Genomic DNA, 21,932 nt, shown 5'->3' on the forward strand with positions numbered 1-21,932 from the left:
ATCCAAGAATACCCGTCATGTATCGCGTTTGTCAGGCTCCTGCGTCGCTTCGGCGCGCCGAATATCCGCCATGAAGCCTTCGGCCGGCAACGGGTGGCCCAACAGGTAACCTTGCAGCGAGTTACACCCCAGGCGCGTAAGGAAACGCTGCTGCATATCGGTTTCCACCCCCTCGGCAACAATGCGTAGCCCAAGGGCCTGGCCGAGGGCGACGATGGCAGAGACGATTGCCGCGTCGTCGCTGTCGTGCTCCAGGTCACGCACAAAACCACGGTCGATCTTCAGTTCATTGGCCGGCAGGCGCTTGAGGTACATCAGGCTGGAATAACCGGTGCCGAAATCATCGATGGACAGGTCGACGCCCATGTCCGAGAGCTGTTGCAACACCATCATGCTTGCATCGGCATCGCTCATGGCGGTGGTCTCGGTGATCTCCAGCGTCAGGTTGTTGGCCGGTAACCGGTGGCGACCCAAGGCCGTGGCCACGCTGTTGACCAGCTCGGCGTGACAAAACTGCAGCGCCGACAAGTTCACGGCGATGCGCCAGTTTTCATAGCCCTGGGCGTACCACAGGCTCATTTGGCGACAGGCTTCATTGAGCACCCATTCACCGATGGGAATGATCAAACCGGTCTTTTCCGCCAGCTCGATAAATACCGCTGGCAACAACAGGCCTTGCAGCGGGTGCTCCCAACGCAGCAACGCTTCGGCCCCCACCGGGAGACCGCTGACTGCGTCGAACTTGGGTTGGTAGTACAGGCGAAACTGTTGCTGCTCAACCGCCGTGCGCAGGTCCTGCAACAACTGCAATTGCTTGCGCGCGTTAGTGTTCATCGAGACATCGAAGAAGCTGTAGCCGTTTTTGCCCATGCCCTTGGCGTGGTACATCGCGGCGTCGGCGTTCATCAGCAGTTCCTGCGGGCTATTACCGTTGCCCGGGAACATCGCGATGCCGACGCTCGCGGAGATTTTCAACTCATGCTCAGCCACCTGGAACACCCGGTTGATCAACACCACCTGACGCTCGGCAAGACCCAGGGCATCGTCCGGCTGCGTGAGTTGCACCAGCAGCACAAACTCATCACCGCCGATACGGGCCAGTGTGTCGTGGCTGCGCAGGTCTTCGCGCAGGCGCAGGCCGACTTCGCGCAGCAACTGGTCGCCCAAATGGTGACCAAAGGCATCGTTGACCGGTTTGAAGCCGTCCAGGTCGATGAACATCAGCGCAAAGCAACCGCCCTGCTCCTTGACCGCCTGTATGGCCTGTTGAATTCGGTCGGCGAGCAAGGTGCGGTTGGGCAGGCCGGTGAGCATGTCGTGCAGCGCCAAGTGGGTCAGTTCCTGGTTGGCTTGGCTCAGGGAGTCGGCGAGCACTGCGGTGCGGGCCTCCAGGCGTGCGTCGAGCAGCGATGTCAACAAGGCAATGGCGAGCACCGCCAGGGTCGTCACCAGCACCAGGTTATCCAGGCCCTTGCCGGTCAAGCCATCCAGCGCGGCGGCGCAATAGCTTTCATCGGCAAAGCGTGCCGCCGCCATACCGGTGTAATGCATGCCGACGATGGCAAACCCCATCACCACCGCCGCCCCGCCGCGCGCCAGGCGCACATAGGGCGTGTTGCGGCGCAGGTTGAACGCGATCAACAACGCGGCACCCGACGCCACCACCGCGATTAGCAACGAGGCGCCAAACAAGGTGGGGTCGTAGTCGATGCCCGGCGTCATGCGCATCGCGGCCATGCCGGTGTAGTGCATGCTGGCGATGCCGGTGCCCATGATCAAGGCGCCAAGTGCCAACTGCCAGGCCGGCAAGCGTGGCTGGCTGACCAGCCAGAGTGCAAAGCCGCAGGAAATCACCGCGATCAACAACGACAGCGCGGTTATCCCCATGTCAAAGCCCAGGGCAAACGGCAGGCGCAGCGCCAACATGCCGATGAAATGCATGGACCACACGCCAACCCCCATCGCCAACGCGCCGCCGGCCATCCACAGGTAAACGGCACGGCCCGTGGCGGTCGCGATGCGCCCGGCGAGGTCCAGCGCGGTATAGGACGCCAGGATCGCGACGAACAGGGAGATCACGACGAGGGAGGTTGAATAGCTGCCGATAAGCATGGGATTCTCGCGGGCAACGGGCTTGAAAACACCCGTGCCAAGTGGAAAAGCCGCGGATTGTAGCGAGAATAATTCTTCGACAGTTGATTAATTATCAGAGGGCCATCACCGGTGTCTTTGACGTCAATCCGCTGGCTTCAAAAGCCGCGTGCAGGCGGCTGGACAGGGTCAAGGGAGTCGCTGTCCGCCCCCGCTAATCTTCTTTGGCGCTGACCTGGGTTTGCCCGTCCCAGCCGCCGCCCAATGCGGCGATCAGTTGCACGCTGGCCACCAACCGCGACTGCAGCAAGGTCAATACGGTGCGTTCATTACTCAGCGCGGTCGCCTGCACGGTCACCACATCCAGGTAGGCGATCAACCCGGCCTTGTACTGGTTCTGGGTCAAGCGCAGCGATTCACGCGCCGCTTCCAGCGCTTGGTTGCTGACCACCGCCTCGTCTTCCAGCACCTTGAGCTGCACCATGTAGTTTTCCACTTCGCGAAAGCCATCCAGCACGGTCTGGCGATACTTGGCCACTGTCTCGTCATAGCTGGCAACGGTGCGGTCGACCTCCGCCGACCGCTGGCCGCCGTCGAACAGGGTCATCGCCAGTTTCGGCCCTACCGACCAGAACCGATTCGGCAGGCTGATCCAATCGGCATAGGTGCTGCTGGAATAACCCCCGGCCAGACTCAGGCTCAGGTCCGGGTAATACGCAGCCTTGGCCACGCCGATATTGGCGTTGGCGGCGATCACCGAGCGCTCGGCCGAGGCGATGTCCGGGCGGCGCTCCAGCAGTTGCGACGGCAGGCTCACCGGGATCTGCGGCAACGCCGGAATGTCCTTGCTGACGGCCAGGTTGAAGTTGGCCGGCGCCTCGCCGATCAGCACGGCGATGGCGTTTTCGAGTTGGGCGCGCTGCCAGATCAGGTCGATCAGGCTGGCCTGGGTGGTCTTGAGCTGGGTTTGCGCCTGGGCTACCGCGTCCTTGCCGGAGACACCGGCACGGTACTGGTTTTCGGTCATTTGCAGGGAGCGCTGATAAGTGTCCAGCGTGGCTTGCAACAGACGGGTCTGCTCGTCCATCACCCGCAATTGCAGGTAGCTTTGCACCAGCTCCGACTGCTGGCTCAGGCGCATGGCCGCGAGGTCCGCCGAGCTGGCTTCGGCGCTGGCCTCGTTGGCTTCCAGGCCGCGGCGCAATTTACCCCAGATATCGGCCTCCCAGCTCACACCCAACTGCGCGTTGAGGGTGTCACGGATGCCGCTGCTGGAACTGCTCAAGCTGGCGCTGCTGCTGCCGGTGCCCTGGCTGGCGCGGGTTTTTCCGGCGCTCAGGTCGACGGTGGGGTAGAACGCCCCGCGCGAGCTGCGCACCAATGCCTGGGCCTGGCGAAAACGCGCTTCGGCCTGGGCCACGGTTTGGTTGGCGTTGTTCAGGCGCACCACCAGGTCATTGAGCTGACGGTCACCGTACAACTCCCACCAGGCGCCACGGGCCAGGGAATCACTCGGCGTGGCCTGGCGCCACCCCTGGGCCTCCTTGAATTGCGCCGGTTCGACAACGTCGGGGCGCTTGTAGTCGGGGCCGACAGCGCAGGCGCTGAGTAACACGCCGCAGAACAGCAGGCTCGCCATGCGAGAACCACGAGACATGGCCAATCGAGCAAAGGTTGAATCGGTCATAGCGCAGTGTCCAGGGCAGCGTCGGTACGCACACCGCGCCAGGCGTTGAAGCGATGGCGCGCGCGGTCGAGATAAAGGTAAACCACCGGGGTGGTGTAAAGCGTCAGGACCTGGCTGAACACCAGGCCACCAATGATAGTCAGGCCGAGGGGGCGACGCATTTCCGCGCCGTCGCCAGCGCCGAGCAGCAAGGGCAAGGCGCCGAGGATGGCCGCCAAGGTGGTCATCAGGATCGGTCGCAACCGCAGCAGGCACGCGCTGCGAATCGACTCCAAGGGGCCGAGGCCGTCATTGCGTTCCAGTTGCAAGGCCAGGTCGATCATCAGGATCGCGTTCTTCTTTACCACGCCGATCAACAGGAACAGGCCCAGCAGGGAGATCAGGCTGAACTCGCCGCCGGTCAGGTAGATGGCAAGCATGGCGCCGACACCGGCCGAAGGCAGGGTCGAAAGGATCGTCAGCGGGTGAATGTAGCTCTCATACAGAATGCCCAACACCAGATACACCGCCACCAGCGCGCCGAGGATCATGAACGGCTGGCCTTTCTGCGTGGCGGCGAAGGCATCGGCGGTGCCGGCCATCTTGGCGATCACGTCTTCGGGCAAGCCGACCTTGGCAATTGCCCGCTCGATGGCGGCGGTGCCCTGCTCTACGGTTACGCCCGGCGCCATGTCGAAGGCGATGTTTTCCGAGGCGAACTGGCCTTCATGGCTGACCCGGTCATCGGCCAGGCTGTTCTCATAGTGGGCAATGGTCGACAACGGCACCCGCGCGCCATCGGCGGTGATGACCTGCATCTGGTTGAGGGTGATCGGGTCCTGGGCGTACCTGGGGTTGACCTCCATCACCACTTGGTACTGATTGAGGCTGTCGTAGATCGTCGAAATCTGCCGCTGGCTGTAGGCGTTGTTGAGCACCGCCGTGACCATGTCCATGTCGATGCCCAGGCGCTTGGCCTGGTCGCGGTCGACAATCAAGGTCACCTGGGCCGCACCGTGACCTTCGCGGGCGTCGATGGCGGTGAGTTCCGGCAGCTCGCGCAGGGCAGCCACCACCTTGGGGTACCACAGGCGCAGCGCGGCCAAGTCACCGCTTTGCAGGATGTAGGAATATTGCGCGCTGGTCTGGTCTCGGCCGCCACCAAATTGCAGGTCCTGGTCGGCCATCAGGAACAGGCGCCCGCCCGGCACCAGTGGCACGTCCTTGCGCAGCCGCTCGATCACCGCCTGGGCCGAGACCTTGCGTTCACTGATGGGTTTGAGGCGTACCAGCATCACCGCATTGTTGGTGCCGTTGTTGCCGCCGATAAAACCGGCCACGCTGAGCACCGCGGGGTCCTTGAGCACAGCCTTGCGAAACGTCTCCATCTTCGGCTGCATCACGCTGAACGACAGGCCATCGTCACCGCGCACAAAGCCGATCAACTGGCCGGTGTCCTGCTGGGGCATAAAGGTCTTGGGCACCACCACGTACAACGCCACGTTCATGCCGATGGTCAGCAACAGGCTGAGCAAGGTCAGGCGCTTATGGCGCAGTACCCAGTCCAGGCTGGTGGCGTAGCCCGCGACCATGCGGTCGTTGATCTTCTGGCTCCAGCGCTGCAAACCGGTCATGCGCCCTTTGACATGGGGCTTGAGCCAACGGGCGCAGAGCATCGGGGTCAAGGTCAGCGAGACGATCAACGACACAATGATCGCGGCCGACAAGGTGATGGAAAATTCGCGGAACAGGCTGGTGACGATGCCGCCCATGAACAGGATGGACAGGAACACCGCCACCAGCGACACGTTCATCGACAACAAGGTGAAGCCGACTTCCTGCGCCCCCAGGTACGCGGCCTTCATCGGCGGCACGCCCTCGTCGATGTGCCGGGAAATGTTCTCCAGCACCACAATGGCATCATCCACCACCAGGCCGGTGGCCAGGATCAGCGCCATCAGCGAGAAGTTGTTCAACGAAAACCCGTACAGGTACATCACGGCAAACGTGCCCACCAGTGACACTGGCACCGCCAGGGTGGGAATCAACGAGGCGCGAAAGTTGCCGAGGAACAGGTAGACCACCAGGACCACCAACCCTACCGCGATCAACAGCGTCATCTCGGCTTCATGCAAGGTCGCGGTGATCACGGGCGAACGGTCCATGGCCAGGCTCAGCTTGACGCTGGACGGCAACACCGCCTGCAACGCCGGCAGCTGGGCCTTGATCTGCCGGACGGTCTCGATGATGTTGGCGCCGGACTGGCGGTTGATCACCAACAGGACCGCCGAATCGTTGTTGAAAAAACCGCTGTTGTAGCGGTCTTCGACACCATCGCTGATCTTCGCCACATCCGACAGGCGCAGGGCCGCGCCATTCTGGTAGCGAATCAGCAACGGCTCGTAGTCCTTGGCTTTTTCCAGCTGGTCGTTGGCCTGAATCTGCCAGTTGCGCTCGCCGTCTTCCAGCGAGCCCTTGGGCCGGCGCTGGTTGGCATTGGCGATGGTGTTGCGCACATCGTCCAGGGCCACGCCGTACTGGTCGAGGGCCTTGGGTTGCAGCTCGATACGCACCGCCGGCAGCGAGCTGCCGCCGATCTGCACCTCGCCGACACCAGGCACCTGGGACAGGCTTTGCGAAAGGATGGTGGAGGCCAGGTCGTAGAGCTGGCCCTTTGGCAACACGTCCGAGGTCAGCGACAGCACCATGATCGGCGCCTGGGACGGGTTGATCTTCTTGTAGGTGGGCATGCTGCGCATGCCGCTGGGCAACAGGCTGCGCGAAGCGTTGATGGCCGCTTGTACTTCCCGCGCCGCGCCGTTGATATCACGGTCGGCGTCGAACGCCAGGATCACTCGGGTGGAGCCCTGGCTCGACGAACTGCTCATGGTGGTGATGCCGGCAATCGAGCCGAAGGAACGCTCCAGCGGCGTGGCCACCGTCGAGGCCATTACCTCAGGGCTCGCTCCCGGTAAATTCGCCGAGACCACGATCACCGGGAAGTCGATCTGCGGCAATGGCGACACCGGCAGCAGGTTGAAGCTGACCCCGCCCAGCAACATGATCGCCAGACTCAACAGCAGCGTGGCGACCGGCCGGCGAATGAAAGGTCCGGACAGGTTCATGACTCAAGCGGCTCCAGGCGTTGCGGCTCTTTGCGCCAGCGGCGGCCAAGGCGATCGAAGTACAGGTAGATCACCGGGGTGGTGAACAGGGTCAACACCTGGCTCACCAGCAGGCCACCGACCATTACCAGGCCCAGGGGCTGACGCAATTCCGCGCCGGAGCCGGTGGCCAGCATCAACGGCACCGCGCCGAACAAGGCCGCCAGGGTGGTCATGAGGATCGGCCGGAAACGCAGCAACGCCGCCTGGTAGATCGCGGTCTGCGGGTCGAGGCCCTGGTTGCGTTCGGCGTCCAGGGCGAAGTCGATCATCATGATCGCGTTCTTTTTCACGATGCCGATCAGCAGGATGATGCCGATGATCGCGATCATGCCCAGGTCATTGCCGCTGAGCAGCAACGCCAGCAGGGCGCCCACCGCCGCCGACGGCAATGTCGACAGAATGGTGATCGGGTGGATATAGCTCTCGTACAGCACACCCAGCACGATATACATGGTGACCACCGCCGCCAGGATCAACAGCAAGGTACTCGACAGCGAGGCTTCGAACGCTTGGGCCGCGCCCTGGAACTGGGTCTGCACGCCCAGCGGCATGCCGATGTCTTTCTGCGCCTGGTTGATCAGTTCCACGCCTTTGCCCAGCGCCACGCCGGGGGCCAGGTTGAACGACATCATCACCGCCGGGAACTGGCCGATATGCGCGACGGCCAACTGCGCCTGGCGTTGCTCGACACGGGCCAGACTCGACAGGCGCACCTGGCCGCCATCGGTGGTTTTCACATGGATCTGGTTCAGGGCCTGGGGCCCAAGGGTTTCGCCGGACTGGGCCTGCAACACCACGCGGTATTGGCTGGCCTGGGTGTAGATCGTCGAGATCTGGCGCTGGCCGAACGCGTCGTACAGCGCATCGGTGATGGTCGACACGCTGACGCCCAGGCGCGAGGCCGCATCGCGGTCGATCACCAGGTACACCTGCAGGCCCTTGTCCTGCAAGTCGCTGGCGACGTCGGTAAGCTCCGGCACCTGGCTCAGGGTGTGCACCAGTTTTTCGCTCCACAGCGCCAGCAGCTCGGCGTCCGGTGACGACATGCTGAACTGGTACTGGGTGCGGCTCACGCGGTCTTCGATGGTCAGGTCCTGCACCGGCTGCATGAACAGGCGGATACCCACCAGCCTGTCGATTTGCGGCTGCAAGCGGGTAATCACCTGGGCCGCGCTCAAGTCGCGCTGGCCGTGGGGCTTGAGGTTGATCAGCAAGCGGCCACTGTTGAGGGTGGCGTTGTCGCCGTCCACGCCGATGTAGGACGACAGGCTCTCCACCGCCGGGTCGGCCAGGATGATTGTGGCCAGTTCCTGCTGGCGCTGGCTCATGGCGGCAAACGAAATCGACTGCGGCGCTTCGGAAATGCCCTGGATCACCCCGGTGTCCTGCACCGGGAAAAACCCCTTGGGCACCACCAGGTACAACACCACCGTAAGGCCCAGGGTGGCGATGGCCACCAGCAGGGTCAGCGGCTGATGCTTGAGCACCCACTGCAACTTGCGCCCATAGGCTTCGATCATCCAGTCGATCCAGGCGCCGCTGGCCTTGTAAAAGCGGCTTTGTTGTTCTTCCTTGGGTTCACGCTTGAGCAACCGCGCGCACATCATCGGCGTCAGCGTCAGGGATACCACCAGGGAAATCAGGATCGCCACCGCCAGGGTGATGGCGAACTCGCGGAACAGACGCCCCACCACATCAGCCATGAACAGCAGCGGGATCAATACCGCGATCAGCGACAGGGTCAGGGAAACCAGGGTAAAGCCGATCTGCTTGGCGCCCTTGAGGGCAGCGGCCAGCGGCGTCTCGCCTTCTTCGATATAGCGGGAGATGTTCTCCAGCATCACGATGGCATCGTCCACCACGAAGCCGGTGGCGATGGTCAAGGCCATCAACGTCAGGTTGTTGATGGAAAACCCGGCCAGGTACATCACGCCAAAGGTGCCCACCAGCGACAGCGGCACGGCAATCGACGGAATGATCGTGGCGCTGACCCGGCGCAGGAACAGGAAAGTGACCATCACCACCAGGGCAATGGCGATCAGCAATTCGTGCTGCACGTCTTTCACCGAGGCGCGGATGGTCTGGGTACGGTCGGTCAGCACGGTGACATCGAGGCCGGCCGGCAGGTTGTCGGTGATGCTCGGCAGCAGCGCCTTGATGCGGTCCACCACCTCGATCACGTTGGCGCCCGGCTGGCGCTGGATATTGAGCAGCACGGCCTGGTTTTCGTTGGCCCAGGCGGCAAGGCGTTCGTTTTCGGCGCCGTCGACGATTTGCGCGACATCCTTGAGGCGCAAAGGCGCGCCGTTGTTGTAGGCGAGGATCAGTTCGGCATATTGCTGGGGCGAGACCAACTGGTCGTTGGCATCGAGCATCGACACCCGGGTGGGGCCGTCGAAGTTGCCCTTGGGCTGGTTGACGTTGGAGGCGGCGATCAGGGTGCGCACATCCGACAGGTTCAAGCCGTTGGCCGCCAGGGCCTCGGGGTTGACCTTGATACGCACGGCCTGGCGCTGGCCACCGGCGATGCTGACCATGCCGACCCCGCTGATCTGGGCAATTTTTTGCGCCATGCGCGTGTCCACCAAGTCATTGAGCTTGGGCAGCAGCATGGTCTTGGAGGTGATGGCCAGGGTCAGCACCGGGGTATCCGCGGGGTTGACCTTGTTGTACACCGGCGGCGCCGGCAAATCCTTGGGCAACAGGTTGGTGGCGGCGTTGATCGCGGCCTGCACCTGTTGCTCGGCGACATCCATGTTGATGTCGAGGTTGAACCGCAGGGTCAACACCGACGCCCCGCCGGAGCTGGTGGACGCCATCTGGGTGAGGCCGGGCATTTGCCCGAACTGGCGCTCAAGAGGTGCGGTGACCGCGCTGGTCATTACGTCGGGGCTGGCGCCGGGGTACAGGGTCATCACCCGGATGGTCGGGTAATCCACCTGGGGCAAGGCCGACACCGGCAACAGGCGGTACGCGATGATCCCGGCCAGCACGATGGCCAGCATGCTCAGCGTGGTGGCGACCGGACGAAGAATAAACAGCCGCGACAGGTTCATGAACCGACCTTTTGCGCCTTGCCGGCGCTGGCGCCGGTCTCCCCTTTAGCGGCGGGCTTGCCTTGCAAGTGTTCGGTCGGGGTAGTCGGGACTTCGCTGCTGTCGTTGACCACTTCGATTTCACTGCCGTCTTTGAGGCGGTCGGTACCTTCGAGTACGACGCGGTCGCCGGCGACCAGGCCTTCCTTGATCACGGTGTTGTCGCCATCGGTGTCGCCGACGACCAGGGGCTGGACCTTGACCTTCTTGTCACCGTCGAGTTTGTAGACAAAGGTGCCGGCGTTGCCGAACTGGATCGCGGCGGACGGCACCAGCACCACGTTGTGCAGGGTGTCGGCCAGCAGATGCACGTTGACGAACTGGTTGGGGAACAGCGCCTGATCCTTGTTATCGAAGCGCGCCTTGAATTTCAGGGTGCCGGTGGTGACGTCGATCTGGTTGTCGAGGCTTTGCAATACGCCAACCGCCTGTTTCTTCACGTCGCCACGGTCCCAGGCTTCGACGGGCAACTTGTTGCCGGCCCGATAACGGGCAAGCACGGTGTCCAGGGTGTTTTCCGGCAGGGTAAAGGCCACGCTGATGGGTTGGGTCTGGGTGATAACGGCAAGGAAGGTGGTGTCGTTGGCCGCCACCAGGTTGCCCACGTCGACCTGACGCAGGCCTACGCGGCCGCTGATGGGCGCGCGGATCCTGGTGAATTCAAGGTTGAGCTTGGCGTCGTCCACGGCGCCCTGGTTGGTCTTGACCGTGCCCTGGTATTGCAAAACCAGTGCTTCGGCGGTGTCCAGGGTTTGCTTGGCGATGCTGTCCTGGGCGTAGAGGCCACGATAGCGCTCGACGTCGACCTGGGCGTTTTTCAGCTGGGCCTGGTTCTGCAACAAGGTGCCCTGGGCCTGGAGCAAGGCGTTCTGGTAGCTGCGCGGGTCGATCTCCGCCAACAGGTCGCCGGCCTTGACCATCTGCCCTTCTTCAAAGGCGATCTTCACCAGCTCGCCGCCCACCCGGCTGCGCACATTGATGGTGTTCAGTGCAGTGACCGTCCCCAACGCCTTGTAGTACACCGCAAACTCGCCGAGTACCGCAGGGGCTACGCGCACGGGCACCGGGCCGGTCGAGCCGCCAAACCCTGGGCGCGCCATGCCGGTCTTGCTGGCATGGCCGGCCGGTGCGTCTTTGTGGGCCGCGCCGCTTGGCCAGAATTTCCAGCACAGGCCGGCGATAACCAGCAGCACAAGCAGGCCGAACAGCCAGCGACGGGAGTTGCGGGGGGAGGATTGCATGGAGTGATCAACCATTGGGCGCGAAAGCTTCTACTTGGGGAGGCTGAAAGATAAGCACTGGAGCGCATTAAGAAAAGCGCCTTTACCGGCTATTTACCTTGGGCTTACAACTTTTAACCGCGGCGGCTTAGTCCACCGGCTATTTCGCTAAGCATTTGAGCTGTAAATGAAAACGGCCTGGACTAGGCCAGGCCGCAATCATGTATCACGCGTGTTACTGCAAAACGACAGTAATGCGCCGAAACAGTTACTTCAGAACAGCCAGGGCCGCTGCGTAGTTCGGCTCTTCGGCGATTTCCTTGACCAACTCGCTGTGCAGCACGTTGTCGTTTTCGTCCAGCACTACAACGGCACGAGCAGTCAGGCCTTTGAGCGCGCCGTCGGCGATCGCCACACCGTAATCAACGGCGAAATCCGAATCACGGAAGTCCGACAGGTTCTTCACGTTTTCCAGGCCTTCGGAGCCGCAGAAACGCGCCTGAGCGAATGGCAGGTCGGTGGAGATGCACAGCACCACGGTGTTTTCCACATCGTTGGCCTGGGCGTTGAACTTGCGCACCGAAGTCGCGCAGGTTGGGGTGTCGACGCTTGGGAAGATGTTCAGCACTTTGCGCTTGCCGGCGAAAGTGGCCAGGGTGGCGTTGGACAGATCGCCGGCGGTCAGGGTGAAGTCTGCAGCTTTGTCGCCGACTTTCGGCAATTGGCCTTCAACCTGGACAGGGTTGCCTTTAAGAGTGACTTGAGCCATGAACGGAATCCTTATGCTGGGTTTTGGTTAAACGAATTCGAGAGGCGGAAGTTAACCACAAACCAAGGGAGCTACCTACCGCCGGACGCAAATTGTCATGCCGGCCGGTTGTGGTTTAATTGCGCGCTTTTCGCCTCTCCTTAAAGGAAGCCATTGTTGATGAAGCCGCGCGCCACCAAAGTCCTGGTCATTGGTTACGTCTGGCCGGAACCCCGTTCCTCGGCGGCGGGCGGGCATATGATACAAATCCTTGAGACCTTTCTCACGCAAGGCTGGGACATTACCTTCAGCAGCCCCGCCGCACTCGGCGAGCACAAGGCTGACCTGCTCAGCCTGGGTATCGCCGAATGCGCCATCGAACTCAATAACAGCAGTTTCGACGATTTTATCCGTGAACTCGCCCCGGATATTGTGTTGTTCGACCGTTTCATGATGGAAGAGCAATTCGGCTGGCGCGTGGAAAAGCACTGCCCCGATGCCCTGCGCGTGCTGGAAACCAGCGACCTGCAAAGCCTGCGCGACGCACGCCATCAACGCCTCAAGGACCACGTCAAGGCACACCCGGGCAGCGACGACTTCGGCACGCTGTTCGCGCCCGCCCTGGAGCAAGAGTTCCAGTTGATGGCCGAGACCGACCTGGCCAAGCGCGAAATCGCCGCGATTTACCGCTGCGACATCAGCCTGATGATCTCCGACGTGGAAATCCGCCTGCTCACTGAGCAGTTCAAGGTGCCGGCCGCCCTGCTCCACTGGTGCCCTTTGATGATGGTGCCGCCGACCACGGCGTTCGCGCCTTATGAAGACCGCGCGCACTTTCTCAGTATCGGTAATTTCCGCCATGCGCCCAACTGGGATGCGGTGCTATGGATGAAAAGCAGCCTGTGGCCGCTGATTCGCCAGCAACTGCCGGGCGCGCAGTTGCATGTCTATGGCGCCTACACCCCACCCAAAGCCACCGCCCTACACAACCCGGCCCAGGGTTTTCACGTGATGAATTGGGCCGAAGACGCGCTGCAGGTGATGACGGCCGCCCGTATCTGCCTCGCACCCCTGCGCTTTGGTGCCGGCATCAAGGGCAAGCTGGCGGACGCGATGCTGTGTGGCACGCCCAACATCACCACACCGATTGGCGCCGAAGCCATGGGCGATGCACAGCCATGGCCGGGCGCAATCGAACAGAGTGCCCCTGCCCTGGCGGCGGCTGCGGTGGCCTTGTACCAGGATCGCGAACGCTGGAACCAGGCCCAGGAACACGGGCGCCACTTGCTTGCCCGACGCTACGACCAGTCGGCCCACGGCCCGGCCCTGCTGGCGTGCCTGGAGCACTGCTGGCGCAACCTTGCCGCCCATCGACGTACCAACTTCACCGGCAGCATGCTGCGCCACCATGCCCATAAAAGTACCCAGTACATGTCACAGTGGATCGAAGCCAAAAACCGCACCCTCTGAACACCGAGGCTGGCAGGGCCGCCCGCAAGGGGGCATTATTCGGGGCGCAACCAACAATAAAGCGACGGCAGCATGACCCGAGCAACGCGAATCACCGACCCTTCCTACGAGCTGATGGACGATCACAACGGTCTGTCCATCATCTATCGCCAGCACGGCTTCCCCTGCCCCCTGGTGCGCTGGCATTTCCACAAGGAATACGAACTGCACCTGATCGTCGCCAGTTCCGGCAAGGTGTTCATCGGCGACTACATCGGCAACTTCTACCCCGAAAGCCTGTTTCTCACCGGCCCCAACCTGCCCCATAACTGGATCAGCCAGGTGGAGGAGGACGAAGTGGTGCCCAAGCGCGACATGTTGGTGAACTTCACCGAGGAACTGCTCGAAGGTGGCAGCCAGATCTTCACCGAACTCAAAAGCCTGGCGCCGTTGCTTGAACGCGCGCCATACGGCATCGAATTTCGCTGTAAAAAAACCATCGCCCAGGCCATGACCTTGATGCAACGCATCGAGGACGCCCAAGGCATGGCGCGCCTGGGGCACTTTTTTATCCTGCTGGAGGTGCTCAGTGCCTGCGAGGATTACCAACTGTTGTCCGGCGTGACGACGCCGCAACTGGCCGATGAACACAGCATCGACCGCACCAACCGCGCGGTCGATTACATTTTTGCCCACTATGCGCGGGAGCTTTCGCTGGAAGAAGTGGCCGAGCACCTGGGCATGAAGCCGACGTACTTTTCGCGGGTGTTCAAACAGGCCACCGGGCGCACGTTTATCGAGTTCGTCAATCGGCTGCGCATCAGCAAGTCCTGCGAGTTGCTCGCCGATGGCGATAAGGCCGTGACGGACGTGTGCTTTGAGTCGGGCTTCAATAACATCTCCAACTTCAACCGACGCTTCCAGCAGCTCAAAGGCATGACGCCTTCGCACTACCGACGCCTGGCGGTACAGCGGCTCACTGAGCAGAACCTGGCTTAACGCTTCCAGCGCCCCAGTGACCGAGTGCAAAAAAGTATCAGTCCAAGTGTTCCCAAGGATTTGTCACCCGGTCTGTAGAAGGCTGTAATCAACGCACACTCTTCCTGACTCTCTGTAGGAAGACACAACAACAATAACTGTCCTTCTGTAGCCCCCTGGGCGCGGAAATGGAGTGCGCGATGAAGTTCACAGCAAAAGCACTGCTTGTCTCCACCTGCATGACTACCTGCATGACCCTCAGCGCCGTCAGCTTTGGCGCGCAAACACTGACCATTGCCACCGTCAACAACAGCGACATGATCCGCATGCAAAAGCTCTCGAAAACCTTCGAGGCCGAGCACCCGGAGATCAAGTTGAATTGGGTGGTGCTCGAAGAAAACGTGCTGCGCCAGCGCCTGACCACCGACATCGCCACCCAGGGCGGGCAGTTCGATGTGTTGACCATCGGCATGTACGAAGCCGCACTCTGGGGTGCCAAGGGCTGGCTGGAGCCAATGAAGGACCTGCCGGCGTCCTACGACCTCGATGATGTGTTCCCTTCGGTACGTGATGGTTTGTCGGTCAAGGGTTCGCTGTATGCCCTCCCGTTCTACGCCGAAAGCTCGATCACTTACTACCGCACCGACCTGTTCAAAAACGCCGGGCTGAGCATGCCCGAGCACCCGACCTGGAGCCAGATCGGCGAATTCGCCGGCAAACTCACCGACAAGTCCAAAGAGCAATACGGCCTGTGCCTGCGTGGCAAAGCCGGTTGGGGCGAGAACATGGCGCTGATCACTACCCTGGCCAACGGCTACGGAGCGCGCTGGTTCGATGAGAAATGGCAGCCGCAATTCAACGGCCCTGAGTGGAAGGATGCGCTGAACTTCTACGTCGACAACATGAAAAAATCCGGCCCGCCGGGTGCTTCCAGCAACGGTTTCAACGAAAACCTGGCGCTGTTCAACAGCGGCAAATGCGCGATCTGGGTGGATGCCAGCGTGGCGGGCTCCTTCGTCACCGACAAGACCCAAAGCAAGGTAGCGGACCACGTCGGCTTTACGTTTGCACCGCACGAGAAAACCGACAAGGGCACCTCATGGCTGTACTCCTGGAGCCTGGCGATCCCGACCAGCTCCAAGGCCAAGGACGCCGCCAAGGTGTTCACCACCTGGGCGACTTCCAAGGAATACGGCGCCCTGGTCGCCAAGACCGACGGCATCGCCAACGTACCGCCGGGCACCCGCACCTCGACCTACAGCGACGACTACATGAAAGCCGCGCCGTTCGCCAAGGTGACCCTGGAATCGCTGAAAGTCGCCGACCCGACCAAACCGACGCTTGAGCCAGTGCCGTATATCGGTATCCAGCTGGTGACCATTCCTGAATTCCAGGCGATCGGCACCCAGGTCGGCAAGTTCTTCTCCGGTGCGCTAACCGGCCAGCAGACGGTCGATGCGGCATTGACGGCGGCGCAGACCACCACCGAGCGGGAAATGAAGCGGGCCGGTTACCCCAAATAACCGGGGCCTCACCGCAGTTCAATGTGGGAGGGGGCTTGCCCCCCTCCCACATTGACCCCACTCCGATCCTTGCTCCGCACTGGCCTTGATTATCATGAATAAGCCCCGCAAAAACCGCCTGGCCAACCCCGGCTGGTTCCTTGTCACGCCCTCGGTCGCCATGCTGCTGGTCTGGATGATCGTGCCGCTGGGCATGACCCTGTACTTTTCGCTTATCCGCTACAACCTGCTCTACCCCGGCGAAAACCAATTCGTGGGGCTGGAGAACTTCACCTATTTCATCACCGACTCGGGCTTCCTGCCCGGCGCCACCAATACCCTGTTGCTGGTGGGCAGCGTGCTGCTGATCAGCGTGGTGTTCGGCGTGTTGATCAGTGCCCTGCTGGAGGCCAGTGAGTTTTTGGGTCGCGGCATCGTGCGGGTGTTGTTGATTTCACCGTTCTTCATCATGCCCACCGTGGGCGCGCTGATCTGGAAGAACCTGATCTTCCACCCGGTGTCGGGGATTCTCGCCGCCGTGTGGAAGCTGTTCGGCGCCGAGCCGGTGGACTGGCTGGCGCACTACCCGTTGCTGTCGATCATCATCATCGTGTCATGGCAGTGGCTGCCCTTCGCGATCCTGTTGCTGATGACCGCCATGCAGTCCCTGGACCAGGAACAAAAGGAAGCCGCGCGCCTGGACGGTGCCGGCGCCATCGCGATTTTCTGGCACCTGACCCTGCCCCACCTGGCCCGCCCGATTGCCGTGGTGGTGATGATCGAAACGATCTTTTTGCTCTCGGTGTTCGCCGAAATCTTCACCACCACCAACGGTGGCCCCGGCTACGCCTCGACCAACCTCGCCTACCTGATCTACAACCAGGCACTGGTGCAGTTCGACGTGGGCATGGCCTCGGCCGGCGGCTTGATTGCCGTGGTCATCGCCAATATCGCGGCGATCATCCTGGTGCGGATGATCGGCAAAAACCTGACTGACAAGCCTTGAGGGCCGCGCCATGACGCTTCAACAATCCCGCCGCCTGCAGAGCCTGTTGCTCGGCACACTGGCCTGGGCCATCGCGATCCTGATCTTCTTCCCGATCTTCTGGATGGTGCTGACCAGCTTCAAGACCGAAATCGATGCGTTCGCCACGCCGCCGCAGTTCATCTTCACGCCGACGCTGGAGAACTACCTGCACATCAACGAACGCAGCAACTACTTTGCCTATGCGTGGAACTCGGTGCTGATTTCGTTCAGCGCCACCGCGCTGTGCCTGCTGATCTCGGTGCCGGCCGCCTACTCCATGGCGTTCTACGAAACCCAGCGCACCAAGGGCACGCTGCTGTGGATGCTGTCCACCAAGATGCTGCCGCCGGTGGGCGTGCTGATGCCGATCTACCTGCTGGCCAAGAGCTTTGGCCTGCTGGATACGCGCATTGCGCTGATCATCATCTACACGCTGATCAACCTGCCGATCGTGGTCTGGATGGTTTACACCTACTTCAAGGACATCCCCAAGGACATCCTCGAAGCCGCGCGCCTGGACGGCGCCACCCTGTGGCAGGAAATGGTCCGCGTGCTGCTGCCGATCGCCAAGGGCGGCCTGGCCTCCACGGTGTTGCTGTCGCTGATCCTGTGCTGGAACGAGGCGTTCTGGTCGTTGAACCTGACCTCGTCCGCCGCCGCGCCGCTCACCGCGCTGATCGCCTCTTACTCCAGCCCCGAAGGCTTGTTCTGGGCCAAATTGTCCGCCGTCTCGACCCTGGCCTGCGCGCCGATCCTGATCTTTGGCTGGATCAGCCAGAAACAGTTGGTGCGCGGGTTGTCCTTCGGCGCCGTTAAATAAAAATTCCTAGCGGAGGGCCCATCATGGCCAACCTGAAAATCAAGAATCTGCAAAAAGGCTTCGAAGGTTTCTCGATCATCAAGGGCATCGACCTGGAGGTGAACGACAAAGAGTTCGTGGTGTTTGTCGGCCCGTCGGGCTGCGGCAAATCCACCCTGCTGCGCCTGATCGCCGGCCTGGAGGAAGTCAGCGACGGCACGATCGAACTCGATGGCCGCGACATCACCGAAGTCACCCCAGCCAAGCGCGACCTGGCGATGGTGTTCCAGACCTACGCGCTGTACCCGCACATGAGCGTGCGCAAGAACATGTCGTTTGCCCTGGACCTGGCCGGGGTCGATAAAAAGCTGGTGGACAGCAAAGTCAGCGAAGCCGCGCGCATCCTGGAGCTGGGCCCGTTGCTGGAGCGCAAGCCCAAGCAACTCTCCGGCGGCCAGCGCCAGCGCGTGGCGATCGGCCGGGCGATTGTGCGCAACCCGAAGATCTTCCTGTTCGACGAACCACTGTCCAACCTCGACGCCGCCCTGCGCGTGCAGATGCGCCTGGAACTGGCGCGCCTGCACAAGGAACTGCAGGCGACCATGATCTACGTCACCCATGACCAGGTCGAAGCCATGACCCTGGCCGACAAAGTCGTGGTGCTCAACAGCGGCCGCATCGAACAGGTCGGCTCACCACTGGAGCTGTACCATCAGCCGGCCAACCTGTTTGTCGCGGGCTTCCTCGGCACGCCAAAAATGGGTTTCCTCAAGGGCAAGGTCACACGGGTCGAGTCACAGAGCTGCGACGTGCAACTGGACGCCGGTACCTTGATCAACCTGCCGCTCAGTGGCCCGACCTTGAGCGCGGGCAGCGCCGTGACCCTGGGCATTCGCCCGGAACACCTGGAAATCGCCACGCCCGGCCAGACCACCCTGACCGTGACCGCCGACGTCGGCGAACGCCTGGGCAGCGACACCTTCTGCCACGTCACCACCCGCAACGGCGAGCCGTTGACCCTGCGTATCCGTGGCGACATGGCCAGCCAATACGGCGAAACGCTGCATCTGCACCTGGACCCGGCGCACTGCCATCTGTTCGACACCGACGGCGTGGCCGTAGCCCGCCCACTGCGCGCTGCCGCCTGATTTCGCGAGTACTACGTTATGAAGCTCACTACACAGAACCTGACCCAACTGGCGCCGCTGGTAAAAATCCCGGCCTACACCCTTGCCAGCACCTCCCAGGGCATCGCCCATATCGGCGTCGGTGGTTTCCACCGCGCGCACCAGGCGTATTACACCGATGCCTTGATGAACACCGGCGAAGGCCTGGATTGGAGCATCTGCGGCGTCGGCCTGCGCGCCGAGGACCGCAAGGCCCGCGACGACCTGGCCGGCCAGGACTACCTGTTCACCCTGTATGAACTGGGCGACACCGATGACACCGAAGTGCGTGTGATCGGCGCGATCAGCGACATGCTGCTGGCCGAGGACGGCGCCCAGGCGCTGATCGATAAACTGGCTGACCCGGCGATTCGCATCGTCTCGCTGACCATCACCGAAGGCGGCTACTGCATCGACGACAGTAACGGCGAGTTCATGGCCCACCTGCCGCAGATCCAGCACGACCTGGCGCACCCCGGCGCGCCGAAAACCGTGTTCGGGTTTATCTGCGCCGCCCTCACCAGGCGCCGCGCCGCCGGCACTCCGGCGTTCACCGTGATGTCCTGCGATAACCTGCCGCACAATGGCGCCGTCACGCGCAAGGCCCTGCTGGCGTTCGCCGCCCTGCACGACGCCGGGCTGCATGATTGGATCAAGGCCAACGTGAGTTTCCCGAATGCCATGGTCGACCGCATCACGCCAATGACCAGCACCGCGCACCGCCTGCAACTGCACGACCAGCACGGCATCGATGATGCCTGGCCGGTGGTGTGCGAGCCCTTCGTGCAGTGGGTGCTGGAAGACAAATTCGTCAACGGCCGCCCGGCCTGGGAAAAGGTCGGCGTGCAATTCACCGACGACGTGACGCCCTACGAAGAGATGAAAATCGGGTTGCTCAACGGCAGCCATCTGGCGCTGACCTACCTGGGGTTTCTCAAGGGTTACCGGTTTGTGCACGAGACCATGAACGATCCGGTCTTCGTCGCCTATATGCGTGCCTACATGGACCTGGACGTCACGCCGAACCTGGCGCCGGTACCCGGCATCGACCTGACGACGTACAAGCAGACGCTGGTGGAGCGCTTCTCCAACCAGGCGATTGCCGACCAGTTGGAGCGCGTGTGTTCGGATGGCTCGTCGAAGTTTCCCAAATTCACCGTACCGACCATTAACCGCTTGATTGCGGATGGGCGTGAGACTGAGCGCGCGGCGTTGGTGGTGGCTGCCTGGGCGTTGTACCTCAAGGGTGTGGATGAGAATGGCGTGACCTACACGATTCCCGACCCGCGTGCCGAGTTCTGCCAGGGGCTGGTGAGCGATGATGCGTTGATCAGCAAACGCCTGTTGGGCGTGGAAGAGATTTTCGGCACGGCTATTCCCAACTCGCCTGCGTTTGTGGCAGCTTTCGAGCGGTGTTTTGTGAGCTTGCGTGATAACGGGGTCACAGCGACCCTGCAAAACCTCCTGAAGAAACCGGTTTAGAAATGTGGGAGGGGCGGGTTGCCAATCCTAAAAATAATTCTGCTGAGCAAATCATCATGACCCAGCAAAACCTGTTCCTCGGCATCGACTGCGGCACCCAGGGCACCAAGGCCATCGTCCTCGATGCTTCCAGCGGCAAGGTCCTTGGCCTGGGCGCCGCCGCGCATACATTGATCAGCGGCGCCAATGGGCGGCGTGAACAGCATGCCCATGAGTGGCTGGACGCGTTCACCGAGGCCACCCATCGCGCCCTGCAACAGGCCGGCGTGGATGGCCAGGATATTCTCGGCATCGGCGTTTCCGGCCAGCAGCACGGGCTGGTTCTGCTTGATGAGCAGGGCCAGGTGCTGCGCCCGGCCAAACTGTGGTGCGACACCGAAACCACGCCCGAGAACGAGCGGCTGCTGCAACACCTGGGCGGCGAAAGCGGTTCCCTGGAGCGCCTCGGCGTGGCCATCGCGCCGGGCTACACCGTGTCCAAACTGCTGTGGACCCGCGAACAGCACCCGGACCTCTTCGCGCGCATCGCCCATGTGCTGCTGCCCCACGACTACCTCAACTATTGGCTGACCGGCCGCGCTGTCGCCGAATACGGCGATGCGTCGGGCACCGGCTATTTCAATGTGCGCAGCCGTGAATGGGATGTGGCGTTGCTCCGGCACATCGACCCGAGCGGTCGCCTGGAGGCGGCGTTACCCGAGCTGATCGAAGCCGATCAGGCCGTGGGTACCATCCTACCGGCCATCGCCGAACGCCTGGGCATCAACCCCAACGCCAGGGTCGCCAGCGGCGGCGGCGACAACATGATGGGCGCCATCGGCACCGGCAATATCGCACCGGGCGTGATCACCATGAGCCTGGGGTCGTCCGGCACGGTCTACGCGTTCGCCGACCAACCCAACGTGAGCCCCCAGGCGTCGGTGGCGACGTTCTGCTCCTCCAGCGGCGGTTGGTTGCCGTTGATCTGCACCATGAACCTGACCAATGCCACCAGCGTTATCCGCGAGTTGTTCGAACTCGACCTGAACACCTTCAACGCTTTGGTCGAGCAAGCGCCGATTGGCGCAGACGGCGTCAGCATGCTGCCGTTTCTCAACGGCGAGCGCGTACCCGCCCTGCCCCACGCCACCGGCAGCCTGCATGGCCTGACCATGACCAACCTGACCCGCGCCAACCTGTGCCGCGCCGTGGTCGAAGGCACCACGTTCGGCCTGCGCTACGGCCTCGACCTGCTGCGCCAGACCGGCCTGCAAAGCCTGCGCATCCGCCTGATCGGCGGCGGCTCGAAAAGCCCGGTATGGCGGCAGATGGTCGCCGATATCATGAACACCGAAGTGATCTGCACCGAACAAAGCGAAGCCGCCGCCCTGGGCGCGGCGATCCAGGCGGCGTGGAGCCAGTCCGGCGAGCCCCTGAGCAGCCTGTGCGACAAATGCGTGAGCGTGGACCCCACCAGCCGCACCCTGCCGGTGGCGGCCAATGTCAGCGCCTATCAACAGGCTTACGAACGTTATCAACAGCTAGTGGCAACCCTTTAAGAGC

Annotated in this window: 14 protein-coding genes; 8 read left to right on the plus strand and 6 right to left on the minus strand. The window is 62.2% G+C overall.

Annotated features, from left to right (window positions below; all coding sequences use genetic code 11):
• Positions 1-15: 15 nt before the first annotated feature.
• The 6 genes from KSS96_RS15940 to tpx all read right to left on the minus strand — a co-directional run bounded on the left by KSS96_RS15940 (position 16) and on the right by tpx (position 12,008).
• Entirely contained in the window at positions 16-2,112 is a 2,097-nt protein-coding gene (locus tag KSS96_RS15940; RefSeq protein ID WP_017528476.1) for a putative bifunctional diguanylate cyclase/phosphodiesterase, read from the minus strand.
• A 193-nt stretch (positions 2,113-2,305) separates the two neighbouring features.
• Positions 2,306-3,778: an efflux transporter outer membrane subunit gene (locus tag KSS96_RS15945; RefSeq protein WP_017528477.1), complete on the minus strand. Its 1,473-nt coding sequence runs from the start codon at positions 3,776-3,778 to the stop codon at positions 2,306-2,308.
• A complete protein-coding gene (locus KSS96_RS15950) occupies positions 3,775-6,882 on the minus strand; it encodes an efflux RND transporter permease subunit (protein WP_017528478.1) in 3,108 nt (1,035 codons plus the stop codon). The genes KSS96_RS15945 and KSS96_RS15950 overlap by 4 nt, the downstream gene beginning before the upstream one ends.
• Positions 6,879-9,980, minus strand: coding sequence for an MdtB/MuxB family multidrug efflux RND transporter permease subunit (locus tag KSS96_RS15955; protein WP_017528479.1), 3,102 nt, complete (start codon positions 9,978-9,980; stop codon positions 6,879-6,881). Before KSS96_RS15955 ends, KSS96_RS15950 begins: the two co-directional genes overlap by 4 nt.
• A complete protein-coding gene (locus KSS96_RS15960) occupies positions 9,977-11,275 on the minus strand; it encodes an MdtA/MuxA family multidrug efflux RND transporter periplasmic adaptor subunit (RefSeq protein WP_065878934.1) in 1,299 nt (432 codons plus the stop codon). Before KSS96_RS15960 ends, KSS96_RS15955 begins: the two co-directional genes overlap by 4 nt.
• A gap of 232 nt (positions 11,276-11,507) precedes the next feature.
• Positions 11,508-12,008, minus strand: a complete 501-nt coding sequence (gene tpx / locus KSS96_RS15965; RefSeq protein ID WP_065878933.1) for a thiol peroxidase — start codon at positions 12,006-12,008, stop codon at positions 11,508-11,510.
• A gap of 159 nt (positions 12,009-12,167) precedes the next feature.
• Between tpx and KSS96_RS15970 the strand changes: the two genes are divergently transcribed.
• The 8 genes from KSS96_RS15970 to xylB all read left to right on the plus strand — a co-directional run bounded on the left by KSS96_RS15970 (position 12,168) and on the right by xylB (position 21,928).
• Complete coding sequence (locus tag KSS96_RS15970; protein ID WP_065878932.1) at positions 12,168-13,457, plus strand: glycosyltransferase; 1,290 nt, start codon at positions 12,168-12,170, stop codon at positions 13,455-13,457.
• A gap of 72 nt (positions 13,458-13,529) precedes the next feature.
• Complete coding sequence (locus KSS96_RS15975; protein WP_017528483.1) at positions 13,530-14,435, plus strand: AraC family transcriptional regulator; 906 nt, start codon at positions 13,530-13,532, stop codon at positions 14,433-14,435.
• 218 nt (positions 14,436-14,653) lie between these two features.
• Positions 14,654-15,937: an ABC transporter substrate-binding protein gene (locus tag KSS96_RS15980; RefSeq protein ID WP_370737729.1), complete on the plus strand. Its 1,284-nt coding sequence runs from the start codon at positions 14,654-14,656 to the stop codon at positions 15,935-15,937.
• A gap of 94 nt (positions 15,938-16,031) precedes the next feature.
• On the plus strand, positions 16,032-16,922 hold the full coding sequence (locus tag KSS96_RS15985) for a carbohydrate ABC transporter permease (RefSeq protein ID WP_065878930.1): 891 nt from the start codon (positions 16,032-16,034) through the stop codon (positions 16,920-16,922).
• A 10-nt stretch (positions 16,923-16,932) separates the two neighbouring features.
• Positions 16,933-17,763, plus strand: a complete 831-nt coding sequence (locus KSS96_RS15990) for a carbohydrate ABC transporter permease (RefSeq protein ID WP_017528486.1) — start codon at positions 16,933-16,935, stop codon at positions 17,761-17,763.
• 23 nt (positions 17,764-17,786) lie between these two features.
• Positions 17,787-18,890, plus strand: a complete 1,104-nt coding sequence (locus KSS96_RS15995) for an ABC transporter ATP-binding protein (protein WP_068936589.1) — start codon at positions 17,787-17,789, stop codon at positions 18,888-18,890.
• A gap of 18 nt (positions 18,891-18,908) precedes the next feature.
• Entirely contained in the window at positions 18,909-20,390 is a 1,482-nt protein-coding gene (locus KSS96_RS16000; RefSeq protein WP_217855077.1) for a mannitol dehydrogenase family protein, read from the plus strand.
• A 56-nt stretch (positions 20,391-20,446) separates the two neighbouring features.
• Positions 20,447-21,928, plus strand: coding sequence for a xylulokinase (gene xylB, locus KSS96_RS16005; protein WP_017528489.1), 1,482 nt, complete (start codon positions 20,447-20,449; stop codon positions 21,926-21,928).
• Positions 21,929-21,932: the final 4 nt, after the last annotated feature.

It is taken from the genome of Pseudomonas asgharzadehiana (assembly GCF_019139815.1).
Taxonomy (GTDB): Bacteria; Pseudomonadota; Gammaproteobacteria; order Pseudomonadales; family Pseudomonadaceae; genus Aquipseudomonas; species Aquipseudomonas asgharzadehiana.

Bases quoted from the DNA above. Each gene is read 5' to 3' on its own strand.
- KSS96_RS15940 (WP_017528476.1), bottom strand. From the start codon at position 2,112: ATGCTTATCGGCAGCTATTCAACCTCCCTCGTCGTGATCTCCCTGTTC.
- KSS96_RS15960 (WP_065878934.1), bottom strand. From the start codon at position 11,275: ATGGTTGATCACTCCATGCAATCCTCCCCCCGCAACTCCCGTCGCTGG.
- KSS96_RS15985 (WP_065878930.1), top strand. From the start codon at position 16,032: ATGAATAAGCCCCGCAAAAACCGCCTGGCCAACCCCGGCTGGTTCCTT.
- KSS96_RS15970 (WP_065878932.1), top strand. From the start codon at position 12,168: ATGAAGCCGCGCGCCACCAAAGTCCTGGTCATTGGTTACGTCTGGCCG.
- xylB (WP_017528489.1), top strand. From the start codon at position 20,447: ATGACCCAGCAAAACCTGTTCCTCGGCATCGACTGCGGCACCCAGGGC.
- KSS96_RS16000 (WP_217855077.1), top strand. From the start codon at position 18,909: ATGAAGCTCACTACACAGAACCTGACCCAACTGGCGCCGCTGGTAAAA.
- KSS96_RS15975 (WP_017528483.1), top strand. From the start codon at position 13,530: ATGACCCGAGCAACGCGAATCACCGACCCTTCCTACGAGCTGATGGAC.
- KSS96_RS15945 (WP_017528477.1), bottom strand. From the start codon at position 3,778: ATGACCGATTCAACCTTTGCTCGATTGGCCATGTCTCGTGGTTCTCGC.
- KSS96_RS15950 (WP_017528478.1), bottom strand. From the start codon at position 6,882: ATGAACCTGTCCGGACCTTTCATTCGCCGGCCGGTCGCCACGCTGCTG.
- KSS96_RS15990 (WP_017528486.1), top strand. From the start codon at position 16,933: ATGACGCTTCAACAATCCCGCCGCCTGCAGAGCCTGTTGCTCGGCACA.
- KSS96_RS15955 (WP_017528479.1), bottom strand. From the start codon at position 9,980: ATGAACCTGTCGCGGCTGTTTATTCTTCGTCCGGTCGCCACCACGCTG.
- KSS96_RS15995 (WP_068936589.1), top strand. From the start codon at position 17,787: ATGGCCAACCTGAAAATCAAGAATCTGCAAAAAGGCTTCGAAGGTTTC.
- tpx (WP_065878933.1), bottom strand. From the start codon at position 12,008: ATGGCTCAAGTCACTCTTAAAGGCAACCCTGTCCAGGTTGAAGGCCAA.
- KSS96_RS15980 (WP_370737729.1), top strand. From the start codon at position 14,654: ATGACTACCTGCATGACCCTCAGCGCCGTCAGCTTTGGCGCGCAAACA.